Origin of the sequence: Cryobacterium sp. TMT2-14, from assembly GCF_004402465.1 — a bacterium.
Classification (GTDB): Bacteria; Actinomycetota; Actinomycetes; order Actinomycetales; family Microbacteriaceae; genus Cryobacterium; species Cryobacterium sandaracinum.
In genome coordinates, this window is the sequence record NZ_SOFV01000011.1 from 72,884 (window position 1) to 89,191 (window position 16,308).

General features: G+C 69.3%; 19 protein-coding genes. 8 read left to right on the forward strand and 11 right to left on the reverse strand.

Features of this window, described 5'->3' with window-relative positions; all coding sequences use genetic code 11:
- Positions 1-314: 314 nt before the first annotated feature.
- The 8 genes from E3O28_RS05355 to E3O28_RS17200 form a co-directional block, all read right to left on the reverse strand.
- Positions 315-1,157 carry an SDR family NAD(P)-dependent oxidoreductase gene (locus tag E3O28_RS05355; RefSeq protein ID WP_104099671.1) on the reverse strand — a complete coding sequence of 281 codons (843 nt, stop codon included), beginning with the start codon at positions 1,155-1,157 and terminating at the stop codon, positions 315-317.
- Positions 1,158-1,172: 15 nt separating this feature from the next.
- Positions 1,173-1,532, reverse strand: coding sequence for a Fe-S oxidoreductase (locus tag E3O28_RS05360; RefSeq protein WP_174720223.1), 360 nt, complete (start codon positions 1,530-1,532; stop codon positions 1,173-1,175).
- 149 nt (positions 1,533-1,681) lie between these two features.
- On the reverse strand, positions 1,682-3,154 hold the full coding sequence (locus tag E3O28_RS05365) for an NAD(P)/FAD-dependent oxidoreductase (RefSeq protein WP_134415365.1): 1,473 nt from the start codon (positions 3,152-3,154) through the stop codon (positions 1,682-1,684).
- Positions 3,155-3,221: 67 nt separating this feature from the next.
- Positions 3,222-4,028, reverse strand: coding sequence for a crotonase/enoyl-CoA hydratase family protein (locus E3O28_RS05370; RefSeq protein ID WP_233191189.1), 807 nt, complete (start codon positions 4,026-4,028; stop codon positions 3,222-3,224).
- 44 nt (positions 4,029-4,072) lie between these two features.
- Positions 4,073-4,918, reverse strand: coding sequence for an arginase family protein (locus tag E3O28_RS05375; protein ID WP_104099674.1), 846 nt, complete (start codon positions 4,916-4,918; stop codon positions 4,073-4,075).
- Between the two features lie 73 nt (positions 4,919-4,991).
- Complete coding sequence (locus E3O28_RS05380; protein WP_134415366.1) at positions 4,992-5,639, reverse strand: NAD(P)-binding domain-containing protein; 648 nt, start codon at positions 5,637-5,639, stop codon at positions 4,992-4,994.
- A gap of 67 nt (positions 5,640-5,706) precedes the next feature.
- Complete coding sequence (locus E3O28_RS05385) at positions 5,707-6,438, reverse strand: PspA/IM30 family protein (protein WP_134415367.1); 732 nt, start codon at positions 6,436-6,438, stop codon at positions 5,707-5,709.
- Positions 6,439-6,571: 133 nt separating this feature from the next.
- Positions 6,572-8,656: a TPM domain-containing protein gene (locus E3O28_RS17200; RefSeq protein ID WP_134415368.1), complete on the reverse strand. Its 2,085-nt coding sequence runs from the start codon at positions 8,654-8,656 to the stop codon at positions 6,572-6,574.
- Positions 8,657-8,755: 99 nt separating this feature from the next.
- On the opposite strand from E3O28_RS17200, the gene E3O28_RS16245 reads away from it, so the two are divergent.
- From E3O28_RS16245 to E3O28_RS05420, 7 genes are all read left to right on the forward strand, one after another.
- Complete coding sequence (locus E3O28_RS16245; protein ID WP_166784753.1) at positions 8,756-8,926, forward strand: hypothetical protein; 171 nt, start codon at positions 8,756-8,758, stop codon at positions 8,924-8,926.
- A 59-nt stretch (positions 8,927-8,985) separates the two neighbouring features.
- Positions 8,986-9,834, forward strand: coding sequence for an aldo/keto reductase (locus E3O28_RS05395; protein WP_134343246.1), 849 nt, complete (start codon positions 8,986-8,988; stop codon positions 9,832-9,834).
- A gap of 35 nt (positions 9,835-9,869) precedes the next feature.
- Entirely contained in the window at positions 9,870-10,442 is a 573-nt protein-coding gene (locus tag E3O28_RS05400; protein WP_104099679.1) for a GNAT family N-acetyltransferase, read from the forward strand.
- A gap of 76 nt (positions 10,443-10,518) precedes the next feature.
- On the forward strand, positions 10,519-11,850 hold the full coding sequence (locus E3O28_RS05405; protein ID WP_134343245.1) for a M20/M25/M40 family metallo-hydrolase: 1,332 nt from the start codon (positions 10,519-10,521) through the stop codon (positions 11,848-11,850).
- Between the two features lie 23 nt (positions 11,851-11,873).
- A complete protein-coding gene (locus tag E3O28_RS05410; RefSeq protein ID WP_134415369.1) occupies positions 11,874-12,317 on the forward strand; it encodes a DUF1294 domain-containing protein in 444 nt (147 codons plus the stop codon).
- Positions 12,318-12,689: 372 nt separating this feature from the next.
- Positions 12,690-13,637 carry a hypothetical protein gene (locus E3O28_RS05415; RefSeq protein WP_134415370.1) on the forward strand — a complete coding sequence of 316 codons (948 nt, stop codon included), beginning with the start codon at positions 12,690-12,692 and terminating at the stop codon, positions 13,635-13,637.
- A complete protein-coding gene (locus tag E3O28_RS05420) occupies positions 13,634-13,990 on the forward strand; it encodes a GntR family transcriptional regulator (protein ID WP_347232367.1) in 357 nt (118 codons plus the stop codon). Before E3O28_RS05415 ends, E3O28_RS05420 begins: the two co-directional genes overlap by 4 nt.
- A gap of 60 nt (positions 13,991-14,050) precedes the next feature.
- Here the strand turns inward: E3O28_RS05420 and E3O28_RS05425 are convergent, their stop codons facing one another.
- Positions 14,051-14,404 carry a hypothetical protein gene (locus E3O28_RS05425; RefSeq protein ID WP_134343243.1) on the reverse strand — a complete coding sequence of 118 codons (354 nt, stop codon included), beginning with the start codon at positions 14,402-14,404 and terminating at the stop codon, positions 14,051-14,053.
- Between the two features lie 118 nt (positions 14,405-14,522).
- On the opposite strand from E3O28_RS05425, the gene E3O28_RS05430 reads away from it, so the two are divergent.
- Positions 14,523-14,705 carry a hypothetical protein gene (locus E3O28_RS05430; protein WP_134415371.1) on the forward strand — a complete coding sequence of 61 codons (183 nt, stop codon included), beginning with the start codon at positions 14,523-14,525 and terminating at the stop codon, positions 14,703-14,705.
- Positions 14,706-14,813: 108 nt separating this feature from the next.
- On the opposite strand, the gene E3O28_RS05435 is transcribed toward E3O28_RS05430, so the two are convergent.
- Together E3O28_RS05435 and E3O28_RS05440 are read right to left on the reverse strand one after the other, a co-directional pair.
- The gene (locus E3O28_RS05435) at positions 14,814-15,488 is read right to left on the reverse strand and encodes a hypothetical protein (RefSeq protein WP_134415372.1); all 675 of its coding nucleotides are present in this window, start codon (positions 15,486-15,488) and stop codon (positions 14,814-14,816) included.
- Positions 15,489-16,204: 716 nt separating this feature from the next.
- Positions 16,205-16,308, reverse strand: a 104-nt coding sequence (locus E3O28_RS05440) for an integrase core domain-containing protein (protein WP_134415373.1), incomplete at its 5' end; no start/stop codon positions are given.

The following is a 16,308-nucleotide window of genomic DNA, read 5'->3' on the forward strand; positions in this document are numbered from 1 at the left end:
TCGCACCGGCTGGTAACTATGGGTGACGGATGTCCTGAGTTGGCCACACGCGCGCGCTTGGCCGCCCTGACCCGCGGAGGCAGGACGCAGGGCGGCAAGGCCCATCGACCGGAGCCGTGGCGAGCTCGGTGCGCAGCCGGAGTTTCTCCCGTTTGGAGTTCCGCACCGCGACCCGAACCCCGAACGAATTCGACGGAGAATTTTGGCCGAATCGGCCCAAAACAGCGCGAGAAAGCCGTTTCGAAGCAAAATCTCCGTCGAATTCGTTCGACACCGGAAGCCTCGTCCAGGAGGCTCCGGCTAGGAGGATCCGGCTAGGAGGCCAGAGGCGCCGAGTGCGCGGCGACCAGCGCGGAACTCTGCTCCCAGAGGGCGGCGGCCAGCTGAGAGTCGTAGGCCTGCTTGTTCGCCTTCTGGATGCGGCGTTTCTCGTAGTACTCGCCCGATGCCCAGTCGGTGCCCGGCGTCGCGGTGGCCAGCCAGACCAGGGTGTCGGCTCCCTGTTCAGCGCCGAGCAGCAGGCGTTTGAGCGGAGTCTGGTAAATGAGGCGCATGAGGGTCGTCGACCCGGTGGAGAAGCTCGTTGCCACCACGCCGGGGTGGAAGGCTGCAGTGGTGAGTCCCTCGTCGCTGTAGCGGCGGTGGAGTTCCCTGGTGAAGAGGATGTTCGCGAGCTTGCCGTCGCCGTACGCCTTGTTCGCGGAATACTTCGTCTCGCCCTGCAGATCGTCGAGGTCGATCTTGCCGAAGAGCTGGTTGGCGGCGCTGGACGTGTTGATCACCCGGGCCCGACTGGCGACGAGCCGGTCCATCAACAGCGTGGTGAGCAGAAAGGGAGCCAGGTGGTTGACCTGGAAGGTCTTCTCATAGCCGTCAACGGTGGTTACGCGGTCGCCCATGATGCCGCCGGCGTTGTTGGCGAGCACGTCGATGCGCGGATAGTGCTCCTGCAGCTCGGCGGCAAGGGTGCGCACCTCGTCGAGGCAGGCGAAATCGGCCACGAGGAAGTCGGCACCCAGTGCCTCGGCGACAGCGGCGGTCTTGGCTGGCGAGCGGCCCACGATCACGACTCGGTCGCCGGACTGGCTGAGGGCGCGGGCGGCGGCGGCGCCGATCCCGTCGCTGGCGCCGGTGATCACGATGGTGCGTGCGGTCATTCTGGGTCCTCCGGGTTATTTGACATAGCCGCCCTTTTTGAGGCCGGCCTCGATCTCGAAGCGGTTCTGCAGCGGATTGCGGCCGGCCGCCAGGTAGAGCAGCGGGAAAACCATCCCGAAGCGCTGCCACTGATGTTTGTGCACGGCCTCGTGTTCGAGGATGGCCATCGACACGTTCTGGTTGGTCAGGTAGCAGCCGCCGACACAGGCTCCGCCGCGTCCGAATGCCCAGGAGGGCATGCCGCGAAAAACGATGAGGCCGCCTCGGCGCTCGACCTTGCCCGTGCTCCAGATGGAACCCCAGATCACGCCGACCGTGGTGGCGTAGAGGTAGCCGGCCCGGCTGATGGGGGAGTCGAAGAAGATGCGGCGCACTCTTCCAGCGTAGGTGGCCCCCACGATAGAAGCCTGGGTTTCCCATGATCGATTCACTGCGGAGGTGGCGCGGGGCAGGTGGTGGAAGGTGGCGCGGGTTGGAAAGTGCGCCAGCCTCCACCGGGTGCGCCGCGAGGGCGAAAGCGCGGCTACGGACGACCGTACTCCTCGAGCAGCCGCAGCCAGACCTCGCTCAGGGTGGGGTAGCTCGGCACCGCGTGCCACAGCCTGCGGATCGGCACCTCACCGACCACGGCGATGGTCGCCGCGTGCAGCAGCTCCGCGACATCCGGCCCCACGAAGGTGACCCCGATCAGAACCTCACGGTCGAGGTCCACGATCGCGCGCGCCGACCCGGTGTAGCCGTCGGCGTGCACGGATGCCCCGGCCACCTGGCCCAAGTTGTAGTCCAGTACCCGGGTGCGGAACCCGGCCTTCTCGGCAGCAGCCTGGGTCAGTCCCACAGATGCCACTTCGGGGTCGGTGAAGGTGACCTGCGGCACGGCGGCATGGTCGGCTGTGGCGACGTGCGATCCCCACGGGGCGTCGTCGACGGGCGTGCCGGCGGCCCGGGCCGCGATCACGTCACCGGCCGCGCGGGCCTGGTACTTGCCCTGGTGGGTGAGGAGGGCCCGGTGGTTGATGTCGCCGACGGCATACAGCCAGTCCCCGGTCAGGTCCGGCGCGGTGCCCCGCACCAGCAGGGTGTCGTCGACCTCGAGCCAGTCGCCCGGTGTGAGGCCCACGGTCTCGAGCCCGACATCCGCGCTGCGGGGAACCCGGCCGGTGGCCACGAGTACCTCGGTCGCGGTGACCCCGCTGCCGTTGGAGAGGGTGAGTGTCACATCGCCGTCGGCGGTGCGGGCCGCCCCGGTGGTCGACACCCCGGTCAGCACGGTGACGCCCGCCCCGCGGAGGGCCGCGAGCACGAGTTCACCGGCGAAGGGCTCCTGACCGCCGAGCAAATCGCTCCGAACGATCATCGTGACCTCGGCGCCGAGCCCGGCGTAGGCGGTGGCCATCTCGGCGGCGACCACGCCGCCGCCGATGATCGCCAGACTGTCCGGGATTCCGGGGGCACTGGTGGCCTCGCGGCTGGTCCACGGCGACACGGCTGCCAAACCGGGAATATCGGGCAGCAGCGCCGCCGACCCGGTGCTGACGACCACGGCGTGCGCCGCGACCAGTACGGTCGTGGTGCCGTCGTCAGCGGTCACGGTCACCTCCCGCACGCCGGTGAGGCGGGCGTGGCCGCGCACCAGGGTGATCCCGGTCTTCTCCAGCCAGCGCACCTGGCCCTCGTCGGACCAATTGCTCGTGAAGGAGTCGCGGCGGCGCAGAACGGCCGCGATGTCCAGGTCGCCGGTCACGGCCTCGGCCGCACCGCCGACGCGCCGGGCTGCGGCGAGGGCCGCTCCGCTGCGCAGGAGCGCCTTCGACGGCATGCAGGCCCAGTAGGAGCACTCGCCGCCGACCAGCTCGGCCTCGACGATCACGGTGCGGAGGCCTGCCTGCGTCGTGCGGTCGGCGACATTCTCACCCGCCGCGCCGGCGCCGATCACGATGACGTCGTAGCTCTTGGCGGAAGGGTCAGGTGGGGTGGTGCTGGCGGCGGCAGACATCCGTCTCTCCTTTGGTCAGTGGTGCAGATGAGTGGTGCTGTAGTTCCAATGAGGTGGTGATGCCAGCCTAACGACCCACGAAAGTAGCCGGCCGGCGGCTGACGAATGCCTCCATGCCGATGCGGGAATCTTCGGTCGCGGCCAGGCGGGCCAGGGCCGGCTGCAGCCCCGCCTCGGCGGCCGCGGCACCCTCCCGCGCGGCCGTGCGGGCGTTGGCCAGCGTGGCCTGCACGGCCAGCGGGGCCTGGGCGGCGATCCGCTCGGCCAATTCCAGCGCGCGCTCGAACTGGGTGCCGTCCGGCACGACCTCCTGCACGAGCCCGATGCGGTGGGCCTCGCGGGCGTCGAACATGTCGCCGGTGAGCATCCAGCGCATGGCGTTGCCCCAGCCGGCCGCGCGCGGGAAGCGGATGGTCGCGCCGCCGAACGGCAGGATGCCGCGCGCCACCTCGATCTGGCCGAATCGGGTGGACTCTGACGCCACGGAGATGTCGCTCGCGAGCATCAGCTCGATGCCGAGAGTGAGGCAGGTGCCCTGCACGGCCATCACCACGGGCTTGGACACGCTTGGCCCGTCGACCTGCCACGGATGGATGCCGCCGGGCGGCACCATGTCGAGGCCGTCGGGGCCAAGTCGGGGGCCGATGTCGGCCAGGTCGAGGCCGGCAGTGAAGTGGTCGCCGACCGCGTAGACGAGACCGACCCGCAGCTCAGGGTCGCGGTCGAGTTCACCGTAGGCGAGGGCCAACTGCGTCAGCAGCGCCAGATCGGCGGCGTTGCGCTTCTCCGGACGGTTGAACCCGATCAGCAGCACGTGCCCGCGCCTCTCGGTGATGATCCTCGACGGATCGGAAACGGAGTGCTGCTCGTTCACGGATGCCTCCCTTGGCCTCGTGACGCTGGCGCGTCGGTCCCATGCTATGGCTGAGCAGGTCGGGTCAGCGCGCCGATGATGCGCAGGATGCTCGGCAGGTCGTCGGTGGCGGCCTCCGGCGAGGCCGGGGCGAAGCCGGCGATGGTGGCGCCGGCCAGTTCGAATTCGGCGCGCAGGGCGGTGATCAGCCGGTTCAGGGTGTCGACGCTCAGCCCGAACGGGTAGAGGTCGGCCAGGCCGGCCAGCGCCGACGGGTCGAGCACGTCCAGGTCGAGGTGTAGGTAGAAGGTGCCCACGCCCGTGGCGCGCAGGGCCGCGACGAGCGCGTCGGGAGGGTCGAGGTCCTCGACCGGAAGACTCACTATTCCGCGGTCCTGGATCAGGGCGTCCTCGGCCGGGTCGATGGCGCGCGCGCCGCCGATCACGACGCGTTCCAGAGGAACGCGCTCACCCGGGTCGAGGGTCAGGCCGTCGGCACCCTCGCCGGTGATGGCGCGCAGCACCATCCCCGTGAAACCTCCGGACGGTGAGGTGTCGGGGGTGTGCAGGTCGGGGTGGGCGTCGAGCCAGACCACGGCCAGGTCATCAGGATGCTGCCGCGACGCATGCTCGACGGCCGCCAGGGACACCCCGTTGTCGCCGCCGATCGTGACCACCGGGCCAGCGCCGCCGTGCAGTGCAGCCGTGAGGCGTTCGCGCACCATCATCAGGGTGGAGAAGCGGTCGATGCCGGTGTCGAGAGAATCGCCGGCCTCGACCGGCACCGGCACTTCACGGGTGACGGAGTAGGGAAGATCACCTCGGATCGCCTCCGCCCCGTCACTCAGGCGCATCGCGCGCGGAGAAACCGAACCCTGCCACTGTGGCACGACAACGAAGGAGGGAGCCATACTTCAGTATGCTCCCAGAGCTTCCCCGCGCGCGGAATTTTCGTGCTGGATCGGGCCGATCTACGCGCAGCGCCTATTGGTCGCGGTAGCGCGCAGCGGCGTCCGTCGCGTCCCGCAACTCGGCCGCGTTCAAGCGCGGGCCGTAGCCGGGGGTGTCCCGCTGGATGCGCCAGCCCTCGCTGAGCGCGCCGACGTTGACGGTGTCGTAGCCGAAGCGGTCCAGCAGTGCGGTCACGGTAGCGGCGGCGGGGGCGTCGTCGCTGGCGATGACCAGGGCGCGCCGGTTGACGGACCCGGCCGGCTGACCGTGCTCGGTGAGATCGGCGGCATAGATGTGGTTGAACGCCTTCACGATCGTGGACTCCGGCAGGCGATCACGGAGCAGCTCGGCCGTGGTGGTGCTCTCGTCGTCGAGTGCGGCGATGTCGCCGTCGCGCTGCGGGTAGTAGTTGTTCGTATCGATCACGAGCTTGCCGGCCAGCTCCGTCGTGGGCAGGGTGTGGATCTGGTTCAGCGGGATGGTCACGACCACGAGGTCGCCGGCCGCGGCGGCCTCGGCGGGGGTCGCGGCGCGGGAGTGCGGGCCGAGCTCGCCGATCAGATCAGTGAGGGTTTCGGGGCCACGCGAATTGCTCACGACCACGTCGTATCCGTTGGCCACGCCGAGTCGTGCGAGCTGACTGCCGATGTTGCCGGCGCCGATGATTCCGAGAGTTGTCATGCTAGGGACAACGCCGGGCGCCGACGGGATGTTCCCGTCGGCGCCCGGCTGCGCTGGAGGCTGAGGGCTACTGCGTGATGGAGTCGGCGCCGCCGGATTTGAGCGCGGCGAGGCGGGCGTCGACCTCGGTGAGCTCGCCGAGGTCCTCGAGGCTCTCGAACTGGGCGTCCAGGCTCGACGCGGCCAGCTCGCTGGCGCCCCGAACGCGGGCCTCCTCGCGGCGGATCTTGTCCTCGAAGCGGCTGACCTCGCTGGTGGGGTCCATCAGGTCGATGCTCTTGACGGCATCCATCACCTTGGTCTGCGCCTCGGCGGTCTTCGACCGGGCGATCAGTTCGCTGCGCTTGGCGGAGAGCTGGTTCAGCTTCTCCTTCATCTTGTTGAGGCCGTCCTTGAGCTGGGCCACGACGGCCGTCTGCGAGGCAATCTGAGGCTCGGCCAGCTTCGCCTCTTTCTCCGACTGCATCTGACGGCCGAGGGCGACCTTGGCGAGGTTGTCGAAACGGTCGGCGTCGGCCGCGTTTCCGGCGGTGCGCAGCTGGTCGGCCTTGCGGCTCGCGGCCAGGGCCTTGCCACCCCACTCGGTCGCGGCCTCGACGTCTTCCCGGTAGTCGTCCTCGAGCAGGCGCAGATTGCCGATCGTCTCGGCGATCGCGCTCTCCGCGTCGGCGATGCTGTTGGTGTAGTCGCGAACCATCTGGTCGAGCATCTTCTGCGGGTCCTCGGCGGAGTCCAGAAGCGCGTTGATGTTCGCTTTCGCCAACTGGGAGATACGGCCAAAGATGGACTGTTTCGTCATTGTGCGGTGTCCTTTCGAGTTCCGGAGCATCGGCTGACCTCCAGTGTGTCGGTTTGTGCTGGTCAAGACGTGTGGACCGCCGTGCAGGCTGCGACGGCTGAAACGGCTGCGACGGCTGCGACGGCGCCGGTTTCTAGAACCGCCCGCCCCCGCCCCGGCGTGAGCGGGAACCGGCACCGCCGAAGCCGCCGGGCATGCCGAAGCCGCCGCCGCGCCGGCCGCCGCCACCGCCACTGAACATGCCACCCCCGCCACCCCCGCCACCCCCGCCGCCGGAGAGGATTGTGTTGATCAGGATGCCGCCGAGCACGGCCCCCATGACCCCGTTCCCGCCGCTACCGCCGGCTCGGTAGCCGGGACCGTGGCCGCCCGGAACCTGGCCGGCGAACCCGTCGACGTCGTTCCGGGCGCCGGCGATGGAGGCCGCGGCCAGGGAGTTGGCCCGTTGCGAGGCGGCGAGAGCGGCACCCGGGTCGGTGGCGGCCAGCGATTCGGCCTCCACGAGAACCCTGCCGGCCTCGGCGACCCGGGTGCGCGCCTCCGCGCCCACCGCCCCGCGCCGGGTGCTGATGAAGTCTTCCGCGGCCGACACCTGCCCGCGCGCGGCGAGCAGGTTCTGGTTGAGGGTGGCCCGGGCGCGCTGGACGTGCGCCTCGGCGTCCCGCACGCCCTGCAGCGCGGCATCCATCGCGGTGTTGGCGGCGTCGAGCATCGCCATCACCTCGAGCGGGTTGATCCGGCCGGCCGCGGAGCGAGCGCGCACCTCGGCGAGGGTCTGTTCGGTCTGGCTGATCACTCCCGGCAACGCGGCGGCGGCCTCGGTCGACGTGGGCAGGCCGCGCGCGGTCACCAGATCGGTCTGCAGCTCGGCGACCGTGGCCGCCATCTGCCGGGTTGCGCCGGCGAGGTCGGTGCCCAGGCGGTCCACGGCGTCCAGGAGCAACCGCGCCTGGTCGACCGATACCTCGGCCGCACGGATGTCCACGGCCGCGGCCGCCGTATCGCCGGCACCCAGCCGGGTGGTGGCCCGGGCCAGAGCGGTCTCCGTGAAGGCGAGACGCTCGCGGGCCTCGGCCGGGTTGTCGGCAACCGTGCCGAGCGCCACGTCGGTGTACCGGGCGGCCAGGGCCGCCAGGCTCTCCTCGCTGCCGGCGAGCCGGGCCCGCACGGCCTCGGCGCCCTGGGACACGGCAGCGGCGACCTCAGGCGCGTTCTTCTCCAGCTGGCGCAGTTCGTCGAAGTCGTCGGCCTGCGCATCGAGGGTGAGGTTGGCCTGGCTGCAGAGGTCGATGATCGCGGCGTGCCAGGCGCGCGCCTGCTCTTCGGAGTCGGGTTCGGCGTCGTCGAGCTTCTGCTGCAGGGTGAACGCCTGGCTGAGCTGCTTCTGCGCCGTTTCGAGCGCGGCCCGGAAGGCGGTGGTGACCTCCGTGCCGTACTGGGCGATCGCGAAGCCGAGCTCCTGCTCACTGGAACGGATCGCGTCGTCGGTCTGCACGAGGGTACTCGAGGCGCGCCGCTTGAGCTCGGGCGTCGGCAGGGACTGTAGCCCGGTCGGCGCTCCGGCTCCGGCTGGCAGGGCACGCCCCCGCCCGCGTCGGGCGAGCAGGATGACCGCTCCGGCGACCAGAAGCACCAGCACGGCGATGATCACGAACACGACGATGAGAAACCCGCCGGCACCGCCGCCGGGGCTTTCGTCCCCGGGGGTGATCTCGCCGGCCGAGACCGGCTCGCCCCGCAGAGCCGCGGAGAAACCCTCGGCTGCGGCGATCGCGGCGCCGGCCCAGTCGTTCTGGCGCAGAGCCGGCTCGATGGCGACGGTCTCGATCTCCTGGAGCTGGGCATCCGTCAGGGCGGAGTCGGGGGCCACGGAAAGTTGGTACTGGCGGTCATCCGTCGCTACGGCCAGCAGCACGTCGTTGGTGCCGAGGCCGTTGTTGTCAGCCGTCTGGTCGGCCCACTGCTCGCGGTCCTCGACCCCTGTGAAACTGTCGACATAGGCCACGAAGAGGTCGGCTCCGGTCTCGGAATAGAGCTCGTCGAACGCGGCCGTGACCTCGTCGGCGCGGGCGGTGACGGCGTCGACCGTGTCGACGATGTGGCTGGCGCCGAAGTCGACCGGGTTTTGCGCCCAAGCCGCCGTGGGCGCCGACGCGCTGGACATCGCAAAGCTCAGAGCCGCCGCAACCGCGACCGGAATCAACCACCGTGACCGCATGGACCCCATCCTCACACCACCATCGACACTCGGGCGTTCCCAGGTCGAGCATAGGACGGCGACACAGGCCCGTCCACCGCCCAGGCAGGAGTATCACTGTTGCCCACTGTCACGGCGGCTGGCTGGCTGGGCATCTGCCGCGGGCTGCAGATCATCGACGACACCCCTGATGGTCAGGTCGAGGTCGTCCAGCACCTCGCCGGCGCCCGCCGGGTCTCGAGCCTGTCGATCGGCCCTGAACGGGAATTCGCTTCACCGTGCGCCGTTTAGGTCAGGGTGGGGCGCGCAGTCTTCTCCGTGCGCCTCGTCGACAAAAGGAGCTCTACGACATGACCGCAGCACCGACGACATCCATTCCCCGCATCACCCTCAACAACGGAGAGACGATCCCGCAGCTCGGGTTCGGCGTGTACCAGATTGAGCCGGCCGACACCAGGCGGTCGACGCTCGCCGCCCTCGAGGTGGGCTACCGCCACATCGACACCGCCGAGATGTACGGCAACGAGCAGGGCGTCGGCGAGGCCGTGCGCGAATCCGGCCTGGATCGGACTGACGTCTTCGTCACGAGCAAGCTCAACAACGGCTTCCACTCCCGAACTGATGCCCTGGCCGCCTTCGAGCAGACGCTCGAGACCCTCGGCTTCGACTACCTCGACCTCTTCCTGATCCACTGGCCGCTGCCGGCCGTCGGAGACTTCGTCGAGACCTGGAAGGCGTTGGAGGAGATGCACGCCTCCGGGCGGGTGAAGACCATCGGCGTCTCCAACTTCCAGCCGCAGCACCTGCGGCGTCTCCTCGACGAGACCGGCACAGTGCCGGCCGTCAACCAGATCGAGGTGCACCCGTACCTGACCCAGGACAACGTGCGCGCGTTCAACACGCAGCACGGCATCGTGACCGAAGCGTGGTCGCCCATCGCACAGGGCAGGGTGCTCGGCGACCCCGTGATCACGGCCATCGCCGGCCGCCTGGGCCGCTCTGCCGCTCAGGTCACCCTGCGCTGGCACCTGCAGCGTGGCGACATCGTGTTCCCGAAGTCCGTCACCCGCAGCCGGGTCGAGGAGAACTTCGCGCTCTTCGACTTCGAATTGACTGCCGACGACCTGGCTGCGATCACAGCGTTGAACCGCGACGAGCGCACCGGCCCCGACCCGGACCAGTTCAACTGGATTCCCTGACCACCCGCAGGGGTCCGGGTCACTAGTCTGGACGGATGCCGCTCGAGACCCGCACCGCCCGCCTCCTGCTGCGCCGTTGGCGTGAGTCAGACCTGGCGCCGTTCGCCGCGATGGGGGAGGACCCGGAGGTGATGCGGTACTTCCCGTCTCGGCTGACCCGGACCCAGAGCGACGAGCTCGCCGGCCGGGCCGACCGGCTCTTCGAGACGCACGGCTACGGACTCTGGGCGCTCGAGAAACAGTCGACGGGCGACTTCATCGGCTTCACCGGGCTCGCTCCCGTGCCCGCGTTCATCCCCGGACCCGGCGGGCTCGAGGTCGGCTGGCGGCTGGCCCGCTCCTTCTGGGGCCAGGGCTACGCCACCGAAGCCGCCCGGGCGGCCCTCGATGTCGCTTTTGGGCGGCTCGATCTCGAACAGGTGCAGGCGATCACGGCGGTCATCAACGAACCGTCGCGGGCCGTGATGGAACGACTCGGGATGACCGCGACCGCCGAGTTCCAGCATCCGAAAATTCCCGTCGGCTCACCGCTCCGGGTTCACATCCGCTACGCGGTTTCCCGGGCGGCCGCCGCCCAGGCGTGCGCCGCGGCCGATCTCACCCGGTAGAGTTCAGGCACTTTACAAAAGGACTGGCCGCCACCATGGAATCGACTGTCGCGCACCATCTCCGTCCAGCGTGCGCATGAGCGACCATGAAGCCCTGACCCGCCAGACGGTGGACCTGCTGCGCGACCTCATCCGCAACGCCTGCGTCAACGACGGCACTCCCGATTCGGGCGGCGAGATTCGCAGCGTGCGTACGCTCGAGGGGTTCTTCGCCGGGTCGGGACTCGACCTCGAGGTGGTCGAACCGCATCCGGGCCGCGCCTCCCTGATCGCTCGAATCCGGGGCACCGATCCCACGGCGCCCACGCTCGCCCTGGTCGGCCACCTCGACGTGGTGCCGGTCGACGACGGCGGCTGGAGCCGCGACCCCTTCGGCGCCGAGATCATCGACGGCGAGATCTGGGGACGCGGCGCCCTCGACATGCTCTACCTGACCGCCAGTTACGCGGTCGTCACCCGGGCCATTGCGACCGGACCGTTCCGGCCGCGCGGCGACCTCATCTTCGCCGCGGTTGCCGACGAGGAAGACGGCAGCCACTTCGGCGTGGAATGGCTCACCGAGCACCGGCTCGATCTGATCGACGCGGACGCCGTGCTCACCGAGTCCGGCGGGGCCATGGTCGGGCCGCGGCCGCTGATCTCGACGGCCGTCGGCGAAAAAGGTATCGCCGGGCGGCGCCTTTCCGTGCGCGGCACCCCCGGCCATGGGTCGGCCCCGTGGGGCGCGCGCAACGCCGCGGTGATCGCGGCGGATGCCGTGGGGCGCCTGGCCCGCTACCGCGCCCCGGTGCAGATCACCGCCGACTGGCGCCGATATGTGCAGGCCCTCGACCTGGAACCCGACCTTGCCGCGCGCCTGCTCGACCCGCACCGGATCGACGGCGCCCTGAACGAGCTCGGCAGCCTGGCCGGGTTCGCGCACGCATCCACCCACACCACCATCTCGCCCAACATCGTGCGGGCCGGGGTGAAGGACAACGTCATCCCCGCGCTCGCCACGATCACCCTCGATATCCGGGTGCTGCCCGACCTGTCAGCCGCCGACGTCGACGCCTACCTGCGGGAGGCGCTCGGCGACCTGGCCGACGAGGTCACGATCGAGGGCGACGAATTCGCCGCGGCCACCCGGTCCGCGGTCGACACGCCGCTGTTCCACTCGCTCGGCAAGGCCGTGCGCCGGGCCTACCCCGACGCCGACCTGCTCCCGGTGCTCAGCGTCGGCGGCTCCGATGCGCGGTTCTACCGCCGCCGCGGCGTCCCTGCCTACGGTTTCGCGCTGCTCGGCCGGCACTGGGACTACGGCACCTTCCGGCAGCTGTTCCACGGCAACGACGAGCGCATCGACATCGGCTCGATCGCGTTGACGGTCGCGGCCCTCGACACCGTCGTTCGCGACTTCCTCGACTGAGCTGCTGCCGCGAGAAGACACAGATGAGACAGACCAAGCCCAGGCGGCAGTCCCCACGCAAGAGGCAGACCGGCACGCGGCGACGGATGCCCGCCCGCACCGGTTCGGGAGCCGTCGCCTACCTCGCCATCGTCGCCTTCACGTCGATCTACCTCGTCGTCGACGCCTACCGACCGGTCTCGATCTGGGTGGCCGCGTTCTACCTGGCCGTCAGCCTCGCCTGCTTCGTCGCCTACGCCATGGACAAGACCGCAGCGGTCGCTGCGCGCTGGCGGGTGCCGGAGAACACCCTGCTGCTGCTCGGATTCGCCGGCGGCTGGCCGGGCGCGATCGTGGCGCAGCAGGTGCTGCGGCACAAAACCAAGAAGGCCGGTTTTCGGCAGGCGTTCTGGGGCACGGTGGCCCTGAATGTGCTGGCTTTCGTCGTGATCTTCTCGCCGCTGCTGCCGGATATGCTGGCCCGCTGAACCGAGCCGAGCCGAGCCGGGGGCGCGTGCCCGGCCGCAGGTTACTCGTTCGATGTCGAGGACGGCGACGTATTTCGTGCACAATTCCGTGGTGGGCGAACTCCATACCGTCTCCTGCCCTGACATCCTGCCGAACGGACCGCCCGACCTGAAGGCGGGTAAGGGAACGCCGACCCGGACTCCCCGGTGACGCCGGCATACCCGAGACCGTACTGGTTCACCGGCACGATCCGCGAGGTGACCGTGGACGTAGGTCGAGCTCCGAGCTCATATGGCGCGGCGATAGAACGGCAGCACGCCGGGAACCCTGTTGTGTATTCATGCTTGTATTGATAAGATGATACAAAACTAAGAACACAAAAAGGGGATCTGATGCTCGGTGACGTCTGGTCCAACATGATCTTCCACGTCGCCGTGTCCACGTGGACGGTAGCCGGTCTGCTCGTGGGGTCGTGCGTGCTGCTGTGGGTCTTGACCCATGTTCCCGCCGTGCAGCGTCGGCTCGTCGCCCACGCGTCAACGGTCGCCGGGCTCGGCCTGCCGCACGCCTCGCATCCGATGGTCTTGGCGGCCCAGGTGCGGAGAGTACGGGGCTTCTCCGGCGGCGGATTCCTCGGCGTGATCGTCTCGATTTTCCTCGTGTACTTCATCGGGGCGGACCGCAGTGGTTCGGCCACCGTGTTCCTGCTTGGCGGTTTCGTGATCGTCGGGGTGCTGGGTGGCGCGATCGCAGCCGTGGCCGGCGAGGTGGCGAGGACCGGTGAGGGTGAGCGGGTTGCCCATGGGCGGCGCACCCGCTTGGCCGATTACGTTCCGCGGTGGGAACGCTTCGGCGTTCGTGGCACCGTATTCCTCAATCTGGCGGTCGTCGGTGTGCTGATACTGCTGCCTGTTTTTTGGAAGCTGCAGCTCTCCGTCTTCCCGCAGTCCTTCAGCGTGGCGGTCGTCGTGGCCGGGCTGGCCGTGGCGCTGCTCGCGGCCTTCGAAATCGGCGGTCGCATCGTCGTCGCGCGTCCCCAGACCATGGCGTCGGAGCAGGAGCTGGCCTGGGACGATGCGATGCGCTCGGCCGCGATCCTGGATCTGGTCGCCGCCGCGTTCCTCCTCGGTGCTTTTGGTGTCTTCTTCGGCGTTCAGGAGATCGTGATGGCGGTGCGACCGGGAATCGGTGGCGGCGTGGCCTCCGTGGAGGCGTTTAACCTGTTCGGGCTGGTCGTGCTGGGCGCGGGTGCCGCCGCATCCGTTCTCACCTCGTCACGGCGTCACTTTCGGCGAACCCTCCACGCGGATGCCGGTTCGCGCCCGGTCGGCCCGCAGTGATTCTCCGCATCGACCCGCGCTCGGCGACTCCGCCGTTCGACCAGCTGCGCGTGCAGGTCATTGCGCACATCCGGAGCGGGGCCATGGTCGCGGGAACACGCCTGCCCACGGTGCGCAGGCTCGCCGCTGACCTGGTGCTCGCGCCGAACACCGTAGCGCGTGCCTACAAGGAACTCGAGGCGGGGGGGTTCATCGAGACCCGCGGCAGGGCGGGTTCCTTCGTCAAGGCCGCACCGGACTCGGTCGAACAGCAGGCGCTCGGCGCGGCAAAGACCTATGTCGAACGGCTGCGGGAGCTGGGGGTCAGCCCGGCCGACACGGTGGCGTACGTCACCACGTTCCTGCAGAACTGAGGCCCGGCCGTTGGTGAGATCGGGTGCCGGTCGCGGCCGGTGGTCATCGGTTGCCCCGGGTCAGAACAGGTGCCGCAGGTAGCGCTCCGGGGCCTCCAGGAAGGAGCGCCAGTCGCGCACCAGGTCAAGGTCTTCCCAGGCGCACGGGCGGTAACCCCAGGGCCCGACCTCGTAGATGGCGGCGCCCGGGAGCGACGCCAGGATCGGGGAGTGCGTCAAGAGGATGACCTGGGATCCGCCCGCGTCCAGGATGTCCTGCTGGTGGCGGATCAGGGCGAGAGAACCGGTGGAGGAGAGGGCCGACTCCGGCTCGTCGAGGATCCACAAGCCCGGGTAGCGGGACCGTGTCGCGACGAGGTGGAGGAAGGATTCGCCGTGCGAGCGCTCGTGGAACGAGGGCTCGCTGACAGGCATCCGTCGTCACGTAATCGCGGAGATTTTCGGGAAACGCCGGTTCGGGGGCCATGAGCGGCGTGTCGCGAAAATCTCCGAGGTTGGTGCTGCGGGCGCACCGGATGACCCGCGGCAGCCCATGCCTCCGCACCGCTCCTGCGAGATCCCGTCCGCGCTGCTCACCGAGTGGATCGCCGCCGGGTATTCGTTCGTGGCGGAGCTGACCTGCCTGCACGACGTCGAGTACGTGGACCTGCCACCAGGCACTGGCTCCAGTTCACCAGGCCGGCCGAGCTCGGCACCGCGATTCTGGCGGGCGTAGAGCGCACCGCTTGATCGCGCGGAGCGGGCGGCCAAGACGGAAAATCCAGGTCATCGAACCGAAGGTCCATGCATCCGAGAAATCGCGCTCCCGACCGGGCCGGTGCCGTCAGCCGCCAATCCAGGCGTCCACGCTGATGTCGAACCCGGCAGCGCTGCAGGCCGCGCTGATGTCGAACCCGGCAGCGCTGCAGGCCGCGCTGACACGGGCCAGAGCCTGCCCCCACTCTGTCGACAGCGGATCGATTTGCTCGCTGGCCGACGACGGCAGCAGGCCCTTCAGGGCCTCCACCTGGTCCGCCACCGCGGAGCCGGGCACGGTGTCCACGCGGGTGCTCGGCCGCGCAACGAGCCGTGCGGCACCCGCGAACTCCTGCTGGGTTGAGGGCTTTGCGAGCAGCGAACCGTACGCATTGTGCATCAGCGTCACAACGTCACTCACTTGGCCGCAGGTGTCCTCCGCGTTCACGGGATCCGCAGAAGGCGATGCGGTGACGAGCGAGGCATTCGTTTGAGTGCCGACGACGAAACCGACGCCCAGTGCGACAAGGATGCCGAGAACCAGGAGGGCGTTGCGGTCGCGTCCCCCGGCGGGCAGCGCAGTCTCGTCGATTGCCTCCTCGAAAAACGGTTGAAGCGAACCCTCGGACGTCCCCCCGTGCATCGTCCGGGGACCAGTCTTCCTCGGTGCCGTCGACTCACCGGGGGAGCGGGGCGGCTGGGTGTTGACCTCGAATTCGGCCGCACGGATCGCGGCGGCGATCGCGGCACGGTCGGCCGCCACCGTGGCCTGCAGCTCCCGCAGTGCGGCGGTGGCCTTCGGATCGCCGACGGAGTCGCCGTTCGCCGAGAAGACGCGCTTCTGGAGGTCGCGCAGCTGGTTTGCCGGGGACGGTGAGCCATCCGGTGCCGCCTCGGCGGGGTGAGTCGCCTAACACAGGGCGTTGAGCACGTTCGTCTCTGCCGAGTAAGCGACCCGAACCGCCGCGAGGTAGGCCGGATCGCGCTGGGCCAGCGAGTACGCGTCTTCGGAGCCGTGGTCACGCACCACTGAGAGCCCCCAATCGTCGATTCGGCCAGCATCGCACAGTGCCCGTTCGTTCCCCGCACTGCTTCCCTTTCCGCGTCGCGTGCCGATTCCCCGTCCGCGTCGCCGCCAATCGGCGTCGCGCCGGAACTGCGCCGCTGCGCACCTTGCGTGCCACGCGCGCAACGGCGCACGATGCGCGCGAGACGGTTGCCGCGGCACCAGCCCGCACGGACGCCGCAGACTGAAGTAATGGAAGAGTTCGCTTTCGACGGTGACGGCCCGGTGTGTCCGGCGTGCGGGGCCGAAATGACCCCCGACGGTGTAGACACCGCTCAGGGGCTCGAGTCCTGTCACCGATGTCCGCGCTGCAGACTGGTCGTCGTCGTTCCGGGCAACTGGGTGGAGTAGGTGTCAGCCGGTAGCCATCCGGCTCGGGGCGTCACCGCATCCGAGTGCCCATGGATGCGCCGCTAGATGTTGTTCCCACTGACGTTGTGAGCACGGTTGATGGGTGATTTGCCGCCGATGCCGGTATGGGGTCTGTGGTGATTGTAGCTATGGATCCAGTCTTGGT